The organism is Heyndrickxia sp. FW510-T9, from assembly GCF_058781025.1.
The window spans coordinates 15,363-36,407 of the sequence record NZ_JBYSWK010000042.1 but is presented as its reverse complement, the minus strand read 5'-3'; the positions used below and the strand labels follow the sequence as shown (position 1 = coordinate 36,407).

The 21,045-nt window shown below is 35.8% G+C and carries 20 protein-coding genes and 1 tRNA gene; 2 read left to right on the top strand and 19 right to left on the bottom strand.

The features are described from left to right. Position 1 precedes the first annotated feature (1 nt). From AC3WJF_RS17785 to AC3WJF_RS17725, 13 genes are all read right to left on the bottom strand, one after another. Positions 2-77, bottom strand: a tRNA-Lys gene (locus AC3WJF_RS17785). 194 nt (positions 78-271) lie between these two features. Beyond that, entirely contained in the window at positions 272-1,558 is a 1,287-nt protein-coding gene (locus tag AC3WJF_RS17780) for an adenylosuccinate synthase (RefSeq protein ID WP_492454579.1), read from the bottom strand. A gap of 183 nt (positions 1,559-1,741) precedes the next feature. Next, positions 1,742-3,106, bottom strand: a complete 1,365-nt coding sequence (gene dnaB, locus AC3WJF_RS17775; RefSeq protein ID WP_492454577.1) for a replicative DNA helicase — start codon at positions 3,104-3,106, stop codon at positions 1,742-1,744. Positions 3,107-3,467: 361 nt separating this feature from the next. Then, positions 3,468-3,917: a 50S ribosomal protein L9 gene (gene rplI / locus AC3WJF_RS17770; protein ID WP_492454575.1), complete on the bottom strand. Its 450-nt coding sequence runs from the start codon at positions 3,915-3,917 to the stop codon at positions 3,468-3,470. Beyond that, positions 3,914-5,887: a DHH family phosphoesterase gene (locus AC3WJF_RS17765; RefSeq protein ID WP_492454573.1), complete on the bottom strand. Its 1,974-nt coding sequence runs from the start codon at positions 5,885-5,887 to the stop codon at positions 3,914-3,916. Before AC3WJF_RS17765 ends, rplI begins: the two co-directional genes overlap by 4 nt. A 23-nt stretch (positions 5,888-5,910) precedes the next feature. Then, positions 5,911-6,846: a YybS family protein gene (locus AC3WJF_RS17760; RefSeq protein WP_492454571.1), complete on the bottom strand. Its 936-nt coding sequence runs from the start codon at positions 6,844-6,846 to the stop codon at positions 5,911-5,913. 258 nt (positions 6,847-7,104) lie between these two features. Beyond that, entirely contained in the window at positions 7,105-8,343 is a 1,239-nt protein-coding gene (locus AC3WJF_RS17755; protein ID WP_492454569.1) for a S1C family serine protease, read from the bottom strand. 692 nt (positions 8,344-9,035) lie between these two features. Continuing rightward, a complete protein-coding gene (gene rpsR, locus AC3WJF_RS17750) occupies positions 9,036-9,269 on the bottom strand; it encodes a 30S ribosomal protein S18 (protein ID WP_492454582.1) in 234 nt (77 codons plus the stop codon). A 42-nt stretch (positions 9,270-9,311) separates the two neighbouring features. Next, the gene (ssb, locus tag AC3WJF_RS17745) at positions 9,312-9,812 is read right to left on the bottom strand and encodes a single-stranded DNA-binding protein (protein ID WP_492454567.1); all 501 of its coding nucleotides are present in this window, start codon (positions 9,810-9,812) and stop codon (positions 9,312-9,314) included. A gap of 74 nt (positions 9,813-9,886) precedes the next feature. Beyond that, positions 9,887-10,174 (bottom strand): 30S ribosomal protein S6, encoded by a 288-nt coding sequence (rpsF, locus tag AC3WJF_RS17740; RefSeq protein WP_492454566.1) that lies wholly within the window; start codon positions 10,172-10,174, stop codon positions 9,887-9,889. Positions 10,175-10,425: 251 nt separating this feature from the next. Further along, positions 10,426-11,526 (bottom strand): redox-regulated ATPase YchF, encoded by a 1,101-nt coding sequence (gene ychF / locus AC3WJF_RS17735; protein ID WP_492454564.1) that lies wholly within the window; start codon positions 11,524-11,526, stop codon positions 10,426-10,428. A 132-nt stretch (positions 11,527-11,658) separates the two neighbouring features. Continuing rightward, complete coding sequence (locus AC3WJF_RS17730; RefSeq protein ID WP_492454562.1) at positions 11,659-11,856, bottom strand: DUF951 domain-containing protein; 198 nt, start codon at positions 11,854-11,856, stop codon at positions 11,659-11,661. 3 nt (positions 11,857-11,859) lie between these two features. Next, entirely contained in the window at positions 11,860-12,759 is a 900-nt protein-coding gene (locus AC3WJF_RS17725; RefSeq protein ID WP_492454560.1) for a mechanosensitive ion channel family protein, read from the bottom strand. Between the two features lie 367 nt (positions 12,760-13,126). On the opposite strand from AC3WJF_RS17725, the gene yyaC reads away from it, so the two are divergent. Both yyaC and AC3WJF_RS17715 read left to right on the top strand, forming a co-directional pair. Next, the gene (gene yyaC, locus AC3WJF_RS17720) at positions 13,127-13,750 is read left to right on the top strand and encodes a spore protease YyaC (protein WP_492454558.1); all 624 of its coding nucleotides are present in this window, start codon (positions 13,127-13,129) and stop codon (positions 13,748-13,750) included. Positions 13,751-13,904: 154 nt separating this feature from the next. Continuing rightward, the gene (locus AC3WJF_RS17715) at positions 13,905-14,669 is read left to right on the top strand and encodes an alpha/beta hydrolase (protein ID WP_492454556.1); all 765 of its coding nucleotides are present in this window, start codon (positions 13,905-13,907) and stop codon (positions 14,667-14,669) included. Between the two features lie 26 nt (positions 14,670-14,695). Here the strand turns inward: AC3WJF_RS17715 and AC3WJF_RS17710 are convergent, their stop codons facing one another. The 6 genes from AC3WJF_RS17710 to mnmG all read right to left on the bottom strand — a co-directional run bounded on the left by AC3WJF_RS17710 (position 14,696) and on the right by mnmG (position 21,040). Then, positions 14,696-15,409, bottom strand: a complete 714-nt coding sequence (locus AC3WJF_RS17710) for a DUF554 domain-containing protein (protein ID WP_492454554.1) — start codon at positions 15,407-15,409, stop codon at positions 14,696-14,698. 34 nt (positions 15,410-15,443) lie between these two features. Then, a complete protein-coding gene (locus AC3WJF_RS17705; RefSeq protein ID WP_492454552.1) occupies positions 15,444-16,310 on the bottom strand; it encodes a ParB/RepB/Spo0J family partition protein in 867 nt (288 codons plus the stop codon). Continuing rightward, positions 16,303-17,064 carry a ParA family protein gene (locus tag AC3WJF_RS17700; RefSeq protein WP_492454551.1) on the bottom strand — a complete coding sequence of 254 codons (762 nt, stop codon included), beginning with the start codon at positions 17,062-17,064 and terminating at the stop codon, positions 16,303-16,305. Before AC3WJF_RS17700 ends, AC3WJF_RS17705 begins: the two co-directional genes overlap by 8 nt. A gap of 345 nt (positions 17,065-17,409) precedes the next feature. Beyond that, positions 17,410-18,279 (bottom strand): nucleoid occlusion protein, encoded by an 870-nt coding sequence (noc, locus tag AC3WJF_RS17695; protein ID WP_492454549.1) that lies wholly within the window; start codon positions 18,277-18,279, stop codon positions 17,410-17,412. 134 nt (positions 18,280-18,413) lie between these two features. Then, positions 18,414-19,130, bottom strand: coding sequence for a 16S rRNA (guanine(527)-N(7))-methyltransferase RsmG (gene rsmG, locus AC3WJF_RS17690; protein ID WP_492454547.1), 717 nt, complete (start codon positions 19,128-19,130; stop codon positions 18,414-18,416). A gap of 14 nt (positions 19,131-19,144) precedes the next feature. Further along, on the bottom strand, positions 19,145-21,040 hold the full coding sequence (gene mnmG / locus AC3WJF_RS17685; RefSeq protein WP_492454545.1) for a tRNA uridine-5-carboxymethylaminomethyl(34) synthesis enzyme MnmG: 1,896 nt from the start codon (positions 21,038-21,040) through the stop codon (positions 19,145-19,147). Positions 21,041-21,045: the final 5 nt, after the last annotated feature.

Sequence of the window (21,045 nt, the reverse complement as noted above, 5' to 3'; positions counted from 1 at the left end):
ATGGTGAGCCATGAAGGACTCGAACCTTCGACCCTCTGATTAAAAGTCAGATGCTCTACCGACTGAGCTAATGGCTCTCAATTTTTGATTTAAAAAAGATATTTCTTTTATTGCAGCAACATATTATATATTATCATACAGATTTCTAATATTGCAACACATTTCGGCAAAATTCTACAAAAAAATTTTTAAAGAGCTGATTTCATACGAAATCAACTCTTTATTTATCGTAAGCATCCGATAGATCTCTTGGCGGCTTATGCTTTATCTATTATCTCCAAACACTATAAATTACATTCGTTTGTGAACGGTCAGGTCCAACAGAGAAAATAGATAATGGGATTCCTGTCAGTTGGGAAACTCGCTCTAAATAATGACGTGCATTTGCGGGTAGTTCATCCAATGATTTACAACCTGTGATATCCTCATTCCAGCCAGGAAGCTCTTCATATACAGGCTCACATTGTTCTAGTATCTTTAAGCTTGCCGGATATTCCTCGATAATTTGATCATTATATTTATAAGCAACGCATATTTTCACTGTTTTAAATCCTGTTAAAACGTCAATAGAGTTTAGTGACAAATCTGTCAAACCACTTACTCTTCTTGCATGACGAACAACGACGCTATCAAACCAGCCAACACGGCGTGGGCGTCCAGTTGTCGTCCCATATTCACGACCTACTTCACGAATTTGATTACCAATTTCATCTGTTAACTCAGTTGGAAATGGTCCATCCCCAACCCGGCTTGTATATGCTTTCGCCACACCAACTACATGTGATATTTTGTTTGGTCCAACACCTGATCCAATTGTTACTCCACCTGCGACTGGATTGGAGGAAGTTACGAAAGGATAAGTACCATGGTCAATATCAAGCATAACTCCTTGTGCTCCTTCAAATAGCACTCTTTTCGCTTCATCCAGAGCATCATTTAAAACAACAGATGTATCACATACATATTGCTTAAATTGCTGGCCATATTCATAATACTCGTCCAAGATATCTTCTAATTTAAAGCCTTCTGTTTCATACATACGTTCTAGTAATCGATTTTTTTCCTCTAAATTACGAGTAAGCTTTTCCTCAAATACTTCGCGGTCTAATAAATCAGCTATCCGGATGCCAATTCTTGCAGCTTTATCCATGTAGGCTGGGCCGATTCCCTTTTTCGTAGTACCAATTTTATTGGAACCTTTTCTTTCTTCATCCACCTCATCCAGTTTCAAATGATAAGGAAGAATCACATGAGCACGATTACTAATACGGAGGTTATCCGTTTCAATGCCTTTATCATGTAGGTACTTTAATTCTTCAACAAGTGCTTTTGGATCAACTACCATTCCATTGCCAATAACACTTATTTTGTCTTTATAAAAAATTCCAGATGGAATAAGATGAAGCTTATAAGTTACACCTTCAAAACGAATGGTATGTCCTGCGTTATTCCCACCTTGGTAACGAGCAATAACCTCTGCATTTTCTGAAAGGAAATCGGTAATCTTTCCCTTTCCTTCATCTCCCCACTGACTACCTACTATAACTACTGAAGACAATTCCAACGCACCTCCGATATGTTATTATTCACGGTCTTCAAATATCAACATACCTATTTTATCAATTTTAATTAAAAAGTCAACCAAAACACGAACGATAATAGATTGATAACTATTTTTATTCGTATATTTATATTATCCTATAAAAAAAAGAAACTGGTAAAATACCAATTTCCCTTCCAATTATGCACCTGCGGGAACTCCCGCATCATCAAATCTTCTTTCTAAATTAACAAATTTATTATATTCCTTCACAAATGCTAAAGATACTGTACCAACTGGACCATTACGTTGCTTGGCAATAATAATTTCAATGATATTTTTATTCTCCGATTCTTTATCATAATAATCATCACGATATAAAAAGGCAACGATATCTGCATCTTGCTCAATACTTCCAGATTCACGAATATCTGACATCATCGGGCGCTTATCCTGACGTTGTTCAACCCCACGCGATAACTGGGATAATGCAATAACCGGGACTTCCAATTCACGTGCCAGCGACTTTAATAAACGGGATATTTCGGAAACCTCTTGTTGACGGTTTTCATTGGACCTGCCACTACCTTGAATCAGCTGTAAATAGTCAATTAATATCATTCCAAGCCCATGCTCTTGTTTTAATCTACGACATTTCGAACGTATTTCATTAATCCGAATACCTGGTGTATCATCTATAAAAATTCCAGAGTTCGATAAACTTCCCATCGCCATGGTTAGTTTTCTCCAGTCTTCATCTGTTAAGGAACCAGTTCTTAAATTTTGAGCATTTATATTACCTTCCGCACAGAGCATACGCATGACAAGCTGCTCTGCACCCATCTCGAGGCTAAAAATAGCTACATTTTCTCCAGCCTTTGTCCCCACATTTTGGGCAATATTTAAAGCAAAAGCTGTCTTCCCTACTGACGGTCGGGCTGCGACAATGATCAAATCATTCCGTTGAAAACCTGCCGTCATCTGATCAAGCTCAGCAAAACCAGTTGGAATACCTGTAATATCCCCAATTCGATTATTAAGTAGCTCAATATTATCATAAGTGCGGACAAGAACATCCTTAATATTATGGAATGCCCCGGCATTTTTCCGATTTGCCACCTCCATGATGCCCCGTTCCGCTTCACTGAGAAGTTCCTCTACTTCATCTTCTCTAGTATAGCCATCCGTTGCAATAGTGGTTGCTGTTCTAATTAATCGTCTAAGTAAAGACTTTTCTTCTACGATTCTTGCATAATACTCAATATTTGCAGCTGTAGGAACGGAACCAGCTAACTCACTTAAATAGCTGATACCACCTACATCCTCAAGTTGTTTAGAAGCAGATAATTCTTCAGCAACCGTCACTAAATCAACGGCCTTTCCTTCATCATTAAGTTTTAGGAAAATAAGAAAAATCAATTGATGGGCATTACGGTAAAAATCCTCTGGAATTAAAACTTCCGAAGCTGTAATTAATGAAGATGGTTCAAGAAAAACAGCACCTAGTACCGCCTGCTCTGCTTCAATATTTTGTGGTGGCATTCGATCTGCATATAAATCACTCATATATCAAAACCCCCTATTCAAATACGGGATAAGAAAAGCGCAAGCCCCGCAACTCTAGCGTACGGATGAGTGAAATTTGAAGTGTGAATTCACTTTAGTGGTCACAGGCGAGATAATTGAACCACACAGAAAGTTAGTTCACAAGCTGATTCCGAAATCCGTTAGCCGAAGGCTGCTTACACTAGACATAATCTATACTTGTTAAATATTTTTTGTAATAAAAAGCCCTAAATACTCTAAACAAAAAAATGTGATCAAATGAAAAAGACCACATTTATAATTCTTGGTGTAGGATGTTTGTTTCATCCTTCTATGACTATTCTATTTTATCATGAACGAAGATATTATGTAGCTGGCAATTTTAACTTTCTTCTGTGACATGGACATTTAATGTTGCGGTAACATCAGAATGCAATTTCACAGGAACCTTTGTATATCCTAACGCACGAATAGCATCATTTAATTCCATTTTGCGCTTATCTATTTGAATATTATGTTTTTTCTTAAGCTCCTCGGAAATTTGTTTACTCGTAATCGAACCGAATAATCTTCCACCGTTTCCTGATTTTGCTTTCAATTCGACTGTAATTTTTTCTAAAACTTCTTTTAGTTTTTTAGCCTCTTCTAATTCTTCTGTTGCCATTAATTGTTCTTTTTTCTTTTGTGCTTCTACACCCTTTAAATTAGCTGTTGTTGCTTCTACAGCAAGTCCTTGCTTAATAAGGAAATTATGAGCATAGCCATCTGCTACATTTTTTGTTTCACCTTTTTTCCCTTTACCTTTTACATCCTTTAAAAAGATTACTTTCATGACTTTGTGCTCCCTTCTATATACTCATCTATGGCTTTTATTAGCTTTTGTTCAGCTTGTTCAATTGTCACATCTTTTAATTGAGTAGCAGCATTCGACAAATGACCGCCACCACCTAATGCTTCCATTATAACTTGAACATTTATATTTCCCAAGGAACGTGCACTAATTCCTATTTCATTTTCTGCTCGCTTTGAAATGACAAACGAAGCATTTACGCCATCCATTGTCAATAATGTGTCTGCCGCTTGTGCAGTGACAACAGGATCCACTTTCTCTTCGTTATCACCCTTAGCAATCGCTATTCCATTCAGATAAAATTTTACATTTTCAATAAGCTTAGCTCTTTTTACGTACGTGTTAATATCCTCTTTCAAAAACTTTTGTACTAACACTGTATCCGCACCTAAAGCTCTTAAATAAGAAGCTGCGTCAAAGGTTCTTGAACCTGTTCTTAAAGTAAAGCTTTTTGTATCGACAATAATTCCAGCGAGTAAAGCCGTTGCTTCGAGCATATTTATTTTTTCATTTTTAGGCTGATACTCAAGTAATTCAGTTACTAGTTCGGCTGTTGAAGAAGCATATGGCTCCATATAAACGAGCAAAGGGTTTTTAATAAAATCTTCCCCTCTGCGATGATGATCGATAACAACAATATTATCAATCTTTTTGATTAGTTTCTCTTCAATGACAAATGATGGCTTATGTGTATCGACTATTACTAATAATGATTCTTCTGTTGCCATTTCCAAAGCTTCATCTGGCGAAATAAAACGAGTAAACATATCTGGGTGCTGTTTTATTTCTTCGATTAATCTTTTCACGCCTGTGTCAATTTCAGATGAATTAATAACAACATATGCTTCCTTTTGGTTCATTTGGGCAACCTTCCGTATTCCAATTGCTGCTCCAATCGCATCCATATCAGGATACTTATGACCCATGATGATCACTTTATCACTTTCTAGCATTAATTCCCGTAATGCATGGGAAATGACTCGTGCTCTAACCCGTGTTCGCTTTTCTACCGGGTTTGTCTTTCCACCGTAAAATTTCACTTTCCCGTTTAATTGCTTCATAGCTACCTGGTCCCCACCTCGACCAAGAGCAATATCTAGGCTTGATTGGGCAAGAGAACCTAAATCAGGCAATACAGGTAGTCCTGAGCCAATCCCGATACTTAATGTTAATGGTACATTTTGCTTTGCTGTAGTTTCACGAACATCGTCTAAAATAGAGAATTTATCCTTTTCAAGTTCTCGTAATATTTTTTCATTAAAAATAGCTATAAATCGCTCCGAGGAAATTCTCTTCAAAAAGATGCCATTATCTGTTGCCCATTTATTAAGAATCGATGTCACTAAACTATTAAGACTGCTCCGTGTTTGATCATCCATCCCTTGGGTTACTTCATCATAGTTATCTAAAAAGATAATGGAGATAACAGCTCGTTCGTCCAAATAGTGCTTTTCAATTTCCATTTGCTCTGTAATATCAAAAAAGTATAGGAGTCGTTCCTCCAACCTTAAAGCTACCCGATACTTACGATTATTTATAGTTACAGTCTCAGAATCCATCTCTTGTTTAATCAAAGGAACCAACGTTTCAGCTACATCATATAATGATCGACCAACAAGAGTGTCCTCATCAAAACAAGATGCCATAAATTGATTCGTCCATTCAATAAAATAATCTTCATTAATCAGCATTATCCCAATTGGCATCTCCATTAAGGCTTCTTCCCCGACTCTTTTAACCCGATAGGAAAGTGTGGATATATACTCCTCTATATCATCATGAGCTTTTCTTTCAAAAAGAAAAGCAAAATAAAATAATATTCCTAATAATATAATTGCAATTGCAGCGATCCACCAGTAAAAAATTGCAACGACACCTAAAAGGGCTAATGATATCGCAACTAAACCATACAACGGATATCGAACCATTCGCTTACTAAAATAAGAAGGCATGTTATCAGCTCCTTTAAGTGAATTTATCCTTTTAGTTTACTTCGTAAGTCTATTCCTAAGTCGATAATACCCAATACTAAAATAAGAAACATAGATGGTGAAAAGATGAAAGCTAGGACAGTAATTAAGATGAGAATACCTTTTGACCATTTTTGTAAATATCCAAAGTAATAAATGAAGGAGAAACCTTGAACTAGCATTAATATTTGAAAAATAAACGCCAGATTCAACAATGCTAAGGCGCTAAATCCACCCGTTTTTGGATGAATAATTAATGATAAAAACATGGTAATTAAATAATACCATAATACACTTTTCGGTAGTTGTATTTTATGAAAGGGTTCCCATTTAGGTACATTTACTCCGAAGCGTCTTACTATAGGAAAATTAATAATCATGAATAACCAAACGAATACAAATGATGAAATCACCAGCAAAGTTGGGAACAATGTTTGAAATAGCGTGATAATATTATCTAACTGTGATGTTACCTGATTTGCTTGTGTCTGACCTAATGCCTTTAATATTTCGTTAGATTGCTGAAAGGAATCTCGAATAATTTTAATTGTATCCTGTAAATAGTTTATATGAAAAAACTTGATAGCAACCATATATAAAAATAGGAAATCAATTAAAAAGGTAAGACTGGACGCAACTAAAATAACGAATTTCGATTTTTTTATTTTTACACAGTAGCCCATAACAATTCCTGTTGTTCCAAAGATAAACGAAGCAGGTAGAGAAAATATCGTTCCAATTAGTGCGGAAATGATCAAACTAGCGACAAGAAAGACAAGCGCATACTTAAAAGGATGTTTAGCACTGTATAGAAGGAATGGAAGGACTAGAAACATCGCTGAAATGATATAAATAACTGGAATATATATAAAAACTAATAGCAGTACGATATATACCGCGAGCAACAGTGCTCCTTCGGTAATGACTCTGACATTTTTCACTTTTACACTTCTTACCCCTTTCTAATTACCTAAAAACCGTTAAGCATGGCTATATTTTATCATAATATACTGGATTAATGAAAAGTACACTACCACGACTTCATTTACTTTATTTTCTCTTTCCATAATTATTTTTGCATTTAGATAACTATTCCTGTGTCCACCTGGGTAAATGGAAAATCAAAAAAGACAGCTTGGTTTATATCCCATTCTGTCTTTTCATCTTTTTTATTCAAACAATAATTATCATTTTGTCATTTATTGTAAGTTTGAATCTGTTGCTAATTTAATTGTTACTTCTTCTTTTTTACCTTGATGATAAAATTTTACTTTCATACTAGAACCGGGTTTTTTATTGTTATACATATATTTTCTTAAGTCAATTACATTATTCACCTTTTGACCATCGAGTTCGTAGATTACATCAAATTTTTGCAGACCTGCATCCTTAGCTGGTGACCCTTGAGAAACTTCTGAAATCATAACCCCTTCGCTAAGAGGACTAGATAGCCCTAAGGATTGTTGTTGATAATAAGAAGGGACATCACTAATGTTTTGCAATGTTACCCCCATAGATGGTCTTGTAATTTTCCCTTTTGACTCTAATTCGTTAATGATTGGCTCTACTGTGTTAATAGGAATAGCAAGTCCGATCCCTTCTACTGAATCTTCCGCTATTTTCATTGAATTTATACCAATTACTTGTCCTTCCGCATTAATAAGTGCTCCACCACTATTGCCTGGATTTATAGCTGCATCTGTTTGAATGACTTCTGCCTCCCAATCCTCTTGACCATCATCATTTATATCAACTGGCACAGTTCGATTTAATCCAGAAATAATCCCTTGCGTAACAGAACCAGAGAACTCTTCTCCTAATGGGTTGCCTATTGCAATGGCTGGTTCTCCAAGCTTAATAGTATCAGAGTTTCCAAATTGAGCTACAGTCGTCACCTTGCTCCCATCTATTTCAACGACAGCTAAATCATTCCAAATATCACTTCCTACTAACTTACCCTCTAGCTTTGTTCCATCTGATAAAGTCACTTCTAATTTGTCTGCACCTTCTACAACATGATTATTTGTAACAATATATGCCTTCCCATTTACTTTTTTGTATATGACTCCCGAACCGGACCCAGTTTCTTGGTTTTGGCTACTATCAGATTGGTACCAGCTGCTACTTTTTTGTGATTGTATATTCGCTATCCCAACAACTGCCTTTTCTGTCTTAGCTACTGCATTTGTGATATCCGATGTTAAGTTTACCGACACATTCTTCGCTTGGGTAGTTTGAGTCGTATTCGAATTTATGCTATTTTGTAACGACGATGCTGTATCCTTTGCTGAAGTTGCACTTCCAATATTAGGAACAATAAATGATACAGCGAGTGCACCGGCAACTACTCCTAAAAGGCTTGAAGCAAAATAGCCTGATTTTTTAAATTTTGACTTTGTTTCTTTTTTTTGTTCATTTGAATAGATGTTATTGTCCATTATTACCATCCTCTCAGTTCAAAGTATTGTAATCTTAAACGAAAACTATCAATTTAAAAGCACTTCATTTTTGAAGATTAATGGTGATTCTTATGTTTAGTTAAGCATGCTTATAAATTAACAAAGAAATATTAACTTACTCTTAACGATGGAAAAAACAAAGGATCGTGGCGTATTGATTTCGCAGTCTTCGACAATACATTGGAATCACAGAGAAATAGTTCACGAGTTGATAATTGCTTATCGTAAGTAGGAGATGGAGGTTTGCTCCAGAAAGTAAAAATATTTTAAAATGTTATCAATATAGTCACACTCTATCATTTTCTAAAAAAATAAAAGGTACCCTGTGTTGTACAGGGTACCGAAAAAAAGGGGGTAAAAGAAAAGTTTAGCTATGTGCCTACTGCTATTTACTAACCTTACATAAAGTAATATAGCAAGCAAAACTTAAAATTAAATTAAAATAAAAAAGAGACTTTGCTTATACTCTTATAGCCAATTAGAAATATATGTTATTTTTCCCTTCTAGCTCCTCGTTTCAAGATTGGTAAACACAATGAGGTAATAAGATTACTGATATTACTTACACTAGGGAGTGATTATATTCGTTAAATAATTTTGATCTAAAAACTTCTCTTTCCAAAATAAAAAGCACAACAAGATATAATACTTGTTGTGCTTTTATTTATACATTATTCACCTGAAACATATGGTAATAATGCCATAGTACGAGAACGTTTAATAGCAATCGTTAATTTACGTTGGTATTTTGCGCTTGTACCTGTTACACGACGAGGAAGAATTTTCCCACGTTCAGAGATGAATTTTTTCAATAAATCAACATCTTTATAATCGATGTGAGTTATTCCGTTCGCTGTGAAAAAGCAAACTTTACGGCGTTTACGTCCGCCTCTGCGTCCACCCATTGCCATTTTCATTTCCCTCCTTTGTATATAAAGTTAATTCTATTAAAACGGAAGATCATCGTCAGAGATGTCAATCGGTTGACCATCATTGGAGAATGGATCTTCATCTACACGAGTATAGCCTTGGTTTCGTTGTTGATTCTGATTTTGATTAAATGGGGTGCTTTGATTTCTTTGGCCACCGCCATAAAAATCATTGTTGCCTCCACGATCAGGTGCTGAATTTCTAGGCTCTAAGAATTGAACACTTTCTGCCACAACTTCTGTGACATATACACGTTTACCATCTTGTCCTTCATAATTACGAGTTTGCAATCTACCATCGACGCCAGCTAAACTACCTTTTTTCAAGAAATTAGCTACGTTCTCCGCTGGTTTTCGCCATACTACACAATTAATAAAATCTGCTTCCTTTTCACCTTGCTGATTCGAAAAAGTGCGATTCACAGCAAGTGTAAATGTAGCAACAGGTACCCCACTTGGAGTATAACGTAAATCAGGGTCCTTTGTTAATCGGCCAACTAATATAACGCGGTTCATCATCAGAATCAACCCCTTCCCTTTTAGACTGTGTTTCACGTGAAACACCAGTCTTTTTATATTAATTACAACTCAAATTATTCTTCTTCTTTAACAACAATGTGGCGAATAATATCTCCACTAATCTTAGCAAGACGGTCAAATTCTTGAACCGCTTCTGGGTTTGCATTAACTTTCACTAGACGGTAGAAACCATCACGGAAGTCTTCAATTTCATATGCAAGACGACGCTTACCCCAGTCTTTAGATTCGATGATCTCCGCACCTTGAGTTGTTAATACGTTGTCAAAACGCTCAACTACAGCTTTTTTAGCTTCATCCTCAATATTTGGACGGATAATGTACATAACTTCGTACTTTTTCATCTTTCTGTCACCTCCTTATGGACTATACGGCCCTTTCAAAAGGGCAAGGAGCAATGTATTCATACGTTCATTACTCACAAGTACAAAGTATACCATAACAACCACCTAATTGCAATGATTGTTCCCATTTCATTCTTCCTCTACAAACAAGCCTTTACTACTTGTTTTAATTTTAATACAAACACACGTTCTTGTAAACGTTTTTCTGAAAATTTTTTCATTAAAAAAAGGTAGTGCAAGTTGCACCACCATTAAACATTAAATCTAAAATGCATAACATCTCCGTCTTTAACGAAATATTCTTTTCCTTCTAAACGAACTTTTCCCGCTTCTTTCGCAGCAGTCATAGAACCAGCCGTCATTAAATCATCATATGATACTGTTTCAGCACGAATAAATCCTTTTTCAAAGTCAGTATGAATGATTCCCGCACATTGAGGAGCTTTCATACCTTTTCTGAATGTCCATGCCCGAACTTCTTGAACCCCAGCAGTAAAATAAGTAGCTAGTCCAAGCAAGCTATATGCCGCTTTAATAAGTTGATCAAGACCCGATTCTTTGATACCTAGCTCTGATAAAAACATAGCCTTTTCATCATCTTCTAGTTCGGCTATTTCTTCTTCAATCTTCGCACAAATAACAATAACCTCAGCATTTTCATTTTTGGCAAAATCCCTTACCTTTTGAACATACTCATTGTTGGATGGATCAGCTACTTCATCCTCCCCAACGTTAGCTACATATAAAACAGGTTTACTTGTTAATAAATGCAACCCTTTTACAAGCTTGAATTGTTCTTCCGTAAATTCTACCGAGCGTGCTGGTTTATCAGCTTCAAAAGCTTCTTTCAGTTTTGCTAATACTTCATATTCCGCTACTGCATCCTTGTCCTTTTGTTTCGCAAGCTTCTCTACTCTACCAATCCGTTTTTCAACTGATTCAAGGTCGGCAAGGATCAATTCAAGATTAATCGTTGTAATATCGTCAATCGGATCAACTTTTCCCGAAACATGAGTGATATTGCCATCCGCAAAACAACGAACTACGTGACAAATTGCATCTACTTGGCGAATGTGAGAAAGAAACTTATTTCCTAGTCCTTCCCCTTTGCTGGCACCTTTTACAATGCCTGCAATATCAGTAAACTCAAATGCAGTAGGAACTGTTTTCTTTGGTTGAACAAGTTCTGTTAATTTATTTAAACGTTCATCTGGAACTTCAACTATACCAACATTAGGATCTATTGTACAAAATGGATAGTTTGCAGATTCAGCTCCCGCCTTTGTTATAGCATTAAATAATGTGGACTTTCCGACATTCGGTAACCCTACAATACCGGCTGTAAGCGCCATACTTGGTCACTCCTCTAAAAATCTATTTATTCGATAAAATTCAATTTAGCATTACGTAAAATAAACCTTTCACAATTATATGGATAATACAAGAAAAGCGCAAGCGCCTTGCCAAATAATAAAAAGCATGAATCATTCTTCATGCTTTACTAAAACCTTCTTCATTTTCTTAGAGAATTCTTTACGAGGGATCATTACACTATGGCCGCAACCTTCACATTTTATCCGGATATCCATTCCCATCCGAATGATTTTCCAACGGTTTGTTCCGCACGGGTGCTGCTTCTTCATTTCAACAATATCATTCATCCCAAATTCTTTTGTCTCCATACCCTATTCCCCCCTACGACCCTGATAATTTTGAAGGTCAGCATCTTCATTACGAGAATACATAACAAGTTTTGGAAAAGGTGCTTTGATTCCGTTAGCATCTAACACCATTATTATTTCCTTGCGAAGCATTCGTGCAATATGCCAATGATTCATTGGCAAAGTTTCCGCAATAACTCTTAACATTATATCGGATGTACCCAATTGTTGAACACCTAGCATTTGCGGTAAAGCAACAATTTCCTCATACTTAATTGGCATCTTCGGCAATAAATCCTCTATGACTCTTTCTGCCTTTTCAACATTCCCATCATAAGGGATATTTATATCAATTACTGCAACACTATTATGAATAGAATAGTTTGTTACCTCTGTAATTCTCCCATTAGGGATAATATGCAATTCCCCTGTCCAGCTTTTAATCTTCGTTATGCGAAGACCGATTTCTTCGACTGTTCCAAGGTTATTCCCTATTCCCACATAATCTCCAACAGAAAATTGGTCTTCAAAAATAATAAAGAATCCAGAAATAATATCACGAACGAGACTTTGTGCTCCAAAACCAATTGCCAGTCCAACAATTCCGGCTCCTGCTAGTAATCCTTTTACATCAATAGTGAGTAAGGAAAGGATAGTAATAAGTGCTATAAAATAAACGACATATGTTAAGATGTTTTCTAGTAATTTCAGTAATGTATTTTCTCTTCTCTCAGAAATGCGAAGCGGTGATTTTGAACGGACTTTAAAAATATTTCGAATGGCTGCTTTGCCAATCCTAATGACAATTGATGCAATGACAAGAACGATGAAAATTTTTAGAACAGTTTCTCCTATATGGATCCAAATATCTTGACTGAACCATTTTTGTACAGCACTATTAAATATTCCTTTTAAATAATTCAAACTCACAAACCTCCCATAATACTAAAGAGTATTATTATTTTAACAGTATTCCCATCTTTTTTGTATTGAAGCGACTCATTAACTGAAACATATTATTCTTTCATATTTTCCTTACTCTATGTATAGAAAAATACTTTCCTCCGTATACTGTTAATACCATTAGGCTCTTTTCGTAACATTGTTGTTTTAAAAATCATGTAAAAATCGGTATTTGGATTTTTACGACTTAAATTTATCGCTCTGTTTGAATTTAAGTCTTTATGTATCGGGAAAAGAGTACGTCACCAATCAATTTTTAGACTTAGAATTTTTCCGAAAAGCAATAATCTGTTCGAAAACAGCCTACCATTAATAAGGGGTGGACAGTATGAATATTGGGAACGGACTTTTTGATCGAAAAATAGAGGAATTAAAAATTCCATATGATGATATTAATGCCAAAGGAACGGTTGCCAGACATTTATTATCCATGCTTCCAGACGATATAGATGTACCGATAATTATTGTTTGTATTGGAACTGATCGTTCAACCGGTGATTCTTTAGGCCCCCTTATCGGAACATTTTTGAAAGAAAAGGGAAAATCTCCTTTTCATATATATGGAACCCTTGAAGATCCTATTCATGCTGTTAATTTAGAGGAAAAACTCCAGACGATTAATAATACATATGACCATCCTTTTATTATTGGGATTGATGCTTGTTTAGGAAAATTAAAAAGCATCGGTATGATTCAAATCGGTGATGGCCCCGTAAAACCTGGTGCAGGTGTAAAAAAGGAATTACCTTTTGTCGGAAATATGCATATTACCGGAATTGTAAACATGAGTGGGTTCATGGAGTTTTTTGTATTACAAAATACCCGCTTACATTTAGTATTAAACATGGCTAAAACGATTGCAGACGGAATTTATCGTGCAGGGCTTTCTTATCGATATCAGCATTCCTTATTAAAGCTAAATTGGAGTAAAAATCAAGAAAACACTATTTGATTTTTCATAAACTAATTTTAATTATGTTCATATAGAAGATGGGTTATCTAATATAATCCCTCTTCTTTTTTTTTCGAAAAATATAAAAAGAAAGTGTACTATAAAAATACGAAAATAATTTATAACACAATTTTCTTAGGAAAGGTGGATTTAGGTGGCCCTCATTCATTGTCAGTTTTATTCAGAAGTATTAAATTTAAGCACTTCGATGACTGTTATTTTGCCGCAACAAAAAACTACACAAGTTGGAATACGGAGAGAAAAGAATCAAACACTTTACTTGCTTCATGGGTTAAGTGACGATGATACCATTTGGACAAGAATGACTTCGATAGAGAGATATGTTGCGGGACTTGGTTTAGCTGTAGTGATGCCTCAAGTCCATCATAGTTATTACACTAATATGAAGTACGGGAATAAATATTGGACATTTTTAACCGAGGAACTTCCATCTATAGCAAGGTCCTTTTTCCCCTTATCAGAGGCAAGAGAGGATAATTTTGTTGCAGGACTTTCTATGGGGGGATACGGAGCATTCAAATGGGCGTTGAATCATCCAGATAAAATTTGTGCTGCAGCAAGTTTATCAGGTGCAACAGATATCGTGAACAGAATTAAAAGCACACCCCCTAACGATGGAATATTTCCATTAATCTTCGGGTCTGAGGATATTTCCGGAACCGAGAATGATTTATTTTCATTAATAAAAAATGTAAACGGACAAAATCATAAACCATTATTATATCAATCTTGTGGTACAGAGGACTTTCTATACGAAGATAATGTTCGTTTTAATGAATATTGTAATAAAATGAACTATGATATAACCACCAATTTCGGACCTGGTGACCATGAGTGGGGATATTGGGATAAGACAATACAGGATGTTTTACATTGGCTTCCATTAAAAAATCAATAAATTCTATCGGGGAGCAATCCTCCCCTTTAAAATAATAATTTAGAATAATGCATAAACGTGATTATTACTGCTACCATAACTATCCCCGGCAATAAATTGGCAACGCGAATTTTGGTAATACCCATAATGTTTAAGCCAATTGCACAAATCATAATTCCGCCGGTTGCAGTCATTTCTTTAATAAATGAATCCATTATTTCCTTCGGCACAAAATGATCTATCTGGGTGGCAAAAAGAGCAATGATTCCCTCGTACAGAACAACTGGGATGACTGAAAATATGACACCAATTCCTAATGTGGTCGTAAGAATAAGTGCAGTAAAACCATCAATAATTGACTTTGTATATAACACATAATGATTTCCACGAATTCCACTGTCCAATGCACCGATAATAGCCATTGCGCCAATTACAAAAATTAAGGTTGCATTTACAAAGCCCTCAGCAATACTCCCTTGGTTGCTTGGACCTATTTTGTTTTCCAGCCATTTCCCTAATTGGTTTAACTTTTCCTCAAGCGCTAGTAGTTCCCCTATAACCGCACCGAAAACAAGACTAAGAATAACAATTAAAAAATTTCCACTTTTGAATCCCATTTGTAATCCTAATACCATTACTGCCAATCCTATAGCATGCATAACAGTTCCTTTTACCTTTTCAGGAACCATATGTAGTAACTTTCCGACTAACGATCCAATAATAATGCAAACCCCATTAACGATAGTCCCCAATAATACCAATAACTTCACCTTCTTCTAATATAGAAAGAAACCATCAATAGATGGTTTCTTTTTCATCTGAGTTGTCTAATAACTCAATAATTCTTTGTAGATCATCTTGGGAAAAAAATTCTATTTCAATTTTCCCCTTTTTCTTGGACTGTTTAATAATAACATTCGTCCCAAATCTTTCCCTTAGAACAGTTTCTTGTTCTTTAATGTAAATGTTTTTCTCTATTTTCGGTTTCTTTGTTTCACGTGAAACATTTTCATTCAACTGCTGTACTAATTTCTCTAATTGGCGAACATTTAATCCATTTCTTATTACTTCTTCAACTATTGCCTGAAGCTTATCCTTTTTCTTTAATCCGAGTAAAGCACGACCATGGCCCATAGAAATATCGCCATTTGAAATTAAATCTTGTATCCGTTTAGGAAGTACTAGCAATCTTAAATGGTTGGCAATATGAGGTCTACTTTTTCCGAGACGTTTTGCTAATTGCTCTTGTGTTAAATTTAGTCGCTCCAACAGTGTTTGATACGCATTTGCTTCTTCTATAGGAGTTAAATCCTCTCGCTGTAAATTCTCAAGTACAGCGAGCTCCATCATTTGCTGCTCATCAAGCTCACGTATGACAACTGGAACTTTATCTAGTTTTGCTTCTTTTGCGGCACGATAACGTCTTTCACCTACTACTATTTCATAACCTTTTAAGCTCTTTCGGACTATGATTGGCTGTAATATACCATGTTGTAGAATGGAATCCTTTAACTCTTCAATAGCTTCCTGTTGAAAGATTTTTCGAGGTTGATATGGGTTTGGCCGAAGCTCTTTTAGTTTAACTTCTTGAACCGCATCATCATTCTCAACATTAACATTCGCAAATAATGCATTTATTCCTTTTCCAAGTCCTTTAGCCATTCATCGCCACTTCCTTTGCTAAATCTAAGTAGACTTCTGCTCCCCTTGATTTAGGATCGTACACAATAATGGGTTCACCATGGCTCGGTGCTTCACTTAATCGAATATTGCGTGGGACGATTGTTCGATAAACTTTATCTTGAAAATATTTTTTAACTTCCTCGATCACTTGAAGTCCTAAATTGGTTCTAGCATCTAACATTGTCAGAAGCACGCCTTCAATCATGAGTTCGTGATTTAAATGTTTTTGTACAAGACGGACCGTACTTAAAAGCTGACTTAAGCCTTCTAATGCGTAATATTCACATTGAACAGGAATTAAAACAGTATCAGAGGCTGTCAAAGCATTTATGGTTAATAAACCTAATGATGGAGGGCAATCAATAATGATGAAATCATAATCATTCTTTACCTCTGCTAAAGCTCGTTTTAAGCGGACTTCCCTTGAAATAGTTGGAACTAATTCAATTTCTGCACCGGCTAATTGAATAGTTGCAGGAACAGAAAAAAGCCCTTCCACCTGTGTTGGCTTCACCACTTGTTTTATATCAACATCGTCTACAAGAACATCATAAATACATTGCTGGACATCACCCTTATCAATCCCTGCACCACTCGTAGCATTGCCTTGTGGATCTGTATCAACAAGCAATACTTTTTTTCCGATATGTGCTAAGCAGGCACCTAGGTTGACAGAGGTAGTCGTCTTACCAACGCCACCTTTTTGGTTGGCAATGGAAATAATTTTGCCCAACGGATGTCACCTACCTTCAACTTCCTATTAAATTACAATCATATAATCTATTTTAACAAAATTTTCTCTAATAGTTAGTTTTTAATGAAAAAAATATATTTCCAGTTTCATATTTTTCTATTTTAAGGCTATTTTTTATACGTTTTTGTATATAGAAATTGAGAAAACCTATAAGGAATAAGTAATATCATGTAAGTTGGCGATCCCCCTTTTGATCGCTGGTTTTACTCTAGTAAAAATGCTCCTCAGGGGAATCATAACTCACAAAAATGTTAAAACTGTATTATTTGTAACAAAAAAAAAGAGAAACTTAACTCCTTAAGCCTCTACTAAAGTAAATAATTATTATTTATTGCCTTTTGGTATTCGTATCGTTATTTGATAAAATTCATCAAATTCTTCTTCTTCAGAATCAAGCTTTATTCCGTTATCTGTCACCATTGAAAGTGACTGACGAATAGTATTTACAGCGATTCTCATATCTTTACTAAAGGCTTGTCTTCTTGGCTTTGGTTTTTTCTCTGTTTTGTTTAGAAGCCTAACAACATATTCCTCAGTTTGTTTTACATTAAGGTTTTTGGCTATTATATCGTTTAATATTCGTATTTGCATTTCTGGATCTTTTAAAGGAATAAGTGCTCTTGCATGTCTCTCTGTAATTAATTTCTGTAATAGTGCATCTTGTATTTCCTGAGGAAGCTTTAGTAGACGAAGCTTATTCGCAACGGTTGATTGCCCCTTGCCAAGTCTTTGTGCCAATGCTTCTTGTGTTAAGTTATGTAGATCTAAAAGCTTTCCATACGCTATCGCTTCTTCAATCGGTGAAAGCTCCTCACGTTGTAAATTTTCAATTAATGCAACGGAAGCTGTTTCAGTATCATTTAAATTTTTTATTATTGCTGGAACAGTCTCCCAGTCAAGCAATTGTATTGCTCTGAATCTTCGTTCACCAGCAATAATTTCAAAATGCTGAGGCTTATATTCACGTACTACTATTGGCTGTATAATGCCGTGAGTATGAATCGTACGTGCTAATTCTTGAATTTTTTCCTCGTTAAAAATCGTCCTTGGCTGGTATCGATTAGGAACAATATTTGAGATAGGTATTTTGCGAACTTCCTCTTTATCATTTTCCAATTCCGTTTCAAATTCTATCTCAATCTCTTCTTCTTCCTTTTCACCTACACCAAAAAAACGAGAAAAAGGATGCTTCATTTTCCTCCACCACCTTTAAGAAACTCCCTACCTACTTATTCTCTATTATAAGACAAGTTCCTGCATTTTCGTGGGATATTTTTCGAGTTTTTCCTACATAAAACGAAATTACGAACTTATGTAGACCTATATTGCTACTCCAAGGGAAGTTTATTAGGTGTCCCTGGTTTTCGCGGATATTTTGTCGGTGTCGCTTTTTCTTTTTTTATAACGATAATACTTCGTTCACTTTCCTCAAATGGCAATATGAAAGAATGTACTTCATGTAATTTTCCACCAAGAATATTAATTGCCTTTTGTGCTACCTCTAATTCATCCTTTGCATTTGCAGCTTTCATGGCTACAAAAGACCCTCCTTTTTTGACTAAAGGGAGACATAATTCACTTAGGACGGACATTCTTGCAACAGCTCGTGCGGTAACTATATCGTACTTTTCACGATGATCCTTATTTTTTGCAAAGGTTTCTGCCCTATCATGATAGAAAAAAGTTTCCTTGAGATTAAGTTCTTTTGCTAAATTGTCTAGAAAGGTTATTCTCTTTTGCAATGAATCTACAATGGAAACCTTAATCTCTGGAAAACAAATTTTTAACGGAATGCTTGGAAAACCAGCGCCTGCACCTACGTCACATAGATGAATGGGCTGATTTAAATTGACAAAAAAGGCAGCAGAAATAGAGTCGAAAAAATGTTTTAAATACACATCTTCCTTTTCTGTAATAGCCGTTAAATTCATTTTTTCGTTCCATTCCACTAATAACTCAAAATATCGTTCAAATTGTTGTATTTGATTAGAGGAAAGGGAAATCCCCTTTTCCTCTAGCTTCCCGACAAATTGCTCCACATTCATTTATGAATCATTCCTTATTCGTTATCTCCTGCTACCTTTGCAATTTTACCATGTTCGATATAAACCAAAAGAATTGAAATATCGGATGGGTTTACCCCAGATATTCTGGATGCTTGTGCAATGGAGATTGGCCGTATTTTGTTAAGCTTTTGGCGTGCTTCTGTAGCAATACCATTGATATCATCATAATCAATATTTTCCGGTATTTTCTTATCCTCCAGCTTTTTCAATCGTTCTACTTGCTGCAATGATTTTTCAATATAACCTTCGTACTTGATTTGAATTTCTACCTGTTCCTCTACTTCTTTCGGTAATTCTATTTCTGAAGGAACCAAAGTTTTTATATGCTGATAATTCATCTCTGGGCGTTTTAATAGGTCTGAAGCACGAATACCGTCCTTTAATTCACTGCCTCCTACTTCACGAATAAGGCTTTGTGTTTGCTCATTTGGTTTGATAATTATCGAGCGAAGGCGTTCTTTTTCTTCTTCTATTGCCTCTTTTTTCGCCAAGAATTTTTGATATCTTTCTTCTGAAATTAAACCAACTTCATATCCAATTTCCGTTAGACGTAAATCAGCATTATCATGACGAAGCAATAATCGATATTCGGCTCTTGATGTTAATAAACGATAAGGTTCGTTCGTTCCTTTTGTAACTAAATCGTCTAATAGCACCCCAATATAAGCATCTGAACGGCTTAAAATAATGCCTTCTTTTCCCAATGCATTTCTAGCAGCATTGATCCCTGCCATAATTCCTTGACCAGCCGCTTCCTCGTAGCCAGATGTACCATTAATTTGGCCCGCTGTAAAAAGATTTGGAACTGCTTTTGTTTCTAGTGTTGGCCATAATTGAGATGGTACAACAGCATCGTATTCTATTGCATAACCCGCTCTCATCATTTGAGCATTTTCAAGCCCTGGAACGGTTGCCAAGATTTTATGTTGAACCTCTTCTGGTAAACTCGTTGAAAGACCCTGTACGTATACTTCTTCTGTATTACGTCCTTCTGGTTCTAAGAAAATTTGATGTCTTGGTTTATCGCTAAAACGAACAATTTTATCTTCAATGGATGGACAATAGCGAGCACCTGTACCTTTTACCATTCCAGAGAACATTGGAGAACGATGCAGGTTAGCATCGATAATTTGATGTGTATGTTCATTCGTATACGTCAGCCAGCAAGGTAATTGCTCTGTTATATATTTAGTCGTTTCATAACTGAATGCTCTAGGTTCCTCGTCACCAGGTTGAATCTCTGTTTTACTATAATCAATCGTATGGCTATTAACCCTTGGAGGTGTTCCTGTTTTAAAACGAACAAGATCAAATCCAAGGCTATCAAGGTTTTCCGATAATTTTATCGATGGCTGTTGGTTATTAGGACCACTAGAGTATTTCAAGTCACCAAGAATGATTTCCCCTCGTAAGAATGTTCCGGTAGTTAGAACAACCGCGTTTGAACGATATATAGCTCCTGTTTGCGTGATAACTCCTTTGCATATACCTTCTTCAACTACTAATTGTTCTACCATTCCTTGCAATAACGTTAGGTTAGGTTCATTTTCTAGCGTTCTTTTCATTTCATGTTGATATTGATGTTTATCGGCCTGTGCACGCAACGCTTGTACAGCAGGTCCTTTCCCTGTATTCAACATACGCATTTGAATATAGGTTTTATCAATATTTTTTCCCATTTCTCCGCCTAGTGCATCTATTTCCCTTACTACGACACCTTTGGCAGGTCCGCCAATGGATGGATTACACGGCATGTAGGCGACCATATCAAGATTAATGGTAATCATTAATGTTTCGGCGCCAATTCTTGCAGCTGCTAGACCTGCTTCACAGCCTGCATGTCCAGCACCTACTACAATTACATCAAATTGTCCTGCTTCATAATGCATAATGG

Bases quoted from the DNA above. Each gene is read 5' to 3' on its own strand.
- dnaB (WP_492454577.1), bottom strand. From the start codon at position 3,106: ATGAGTGATTTATATGCAGATCGAATGCCACCACAAAATATTGAAGCA.
- rplI (WP_492454575.1), bottom strand. From the start codon at position 3,917: ATGAAAGTAATCTTTTTAAAGGATGTAAAAGGTAAAGGGAAAAAAGGT.
- AC3WJF_RS17765 (WP_492454573.1), bottom strand. From the start codon at position 5,887: ATGCCTTCTTATTTTAGTAAGCGAATGGTTCGATATCCGTTGTATGGT.
- AC3WJF_RS17755 (WP_492454569.1), bottom strand. From the start codon at position 8,343: ATGGACAATAACATCTATTCAAATGAACAAAAAAAAGAAACAAAGTCA.
- rpsR (WP_492454582.1), bottom strand. From the start codon at position 9,269: ATGGGTGGACGCAGAGGCGGACGTAAACGCCGTAAAGTTTGCTTTTTC.
- ssb (WP_492454567.1), bottom strand. From the start codon at position 9,812: ATGATGAACCGCGTTATATTAGTTGGCCGATTAACAAAGGACCCTGAT.
- rpsF (WP_492454566.1), bottom strand. From the start codon at position 10,174: ATGAAAAAGTACGAAGTTATGTACATTATCCGTCCAAATATTGAGGAT.
- ychF (WP_492454564.1), bottom strand. From the start codon at position 11,526: ATGGCGCTTACAGCCGGTATTGTAGGGTTACCGAATGTCGGAAAGTCC.
- AC3WJF_RS17730 (WP_492454562.1), bottom strand. From the start codon at position 11,856: ATGGAGACAAAAGAATTTGGGATGAATGATATTGTTGAAATGAAGAAG.
- yyaC (WP_492454558.1), top strand. From the start codon at position 13,127: ATGAATATTGGGAACGGACTTTTTGATCGAAAAATAGAGGAATTAAAA.
- AC3WJF_RS17705 (WP_492454552.1), bottom strand. From the start codon at position 16,310: ATGGCTAAAGGACTTGGAAAAGGAATAAATGCATTATTTGCGAATGTT.
- noc (WP_492454549.1), bottom strand. From the start codon at position 18,279: ATGAAGCATCCTTTTTCTCGTTTTTTTGGTGTAGGTGAAAAGGAAGAA.
- rsmG (WP_492454547.1), bottom strand. From the start codon at position 19,130: ATGAATGTGGAGCAATTTGTCGGGAAGCTAGAGGAAAAGGGGATTTCC.
- mnmG (WP_492454545.1), bottom strand. From the start codon at position 21,040: ATGCATTATGAAGCAGGACAATTTGATGTAATTGTAGTAGGTGCTGGA.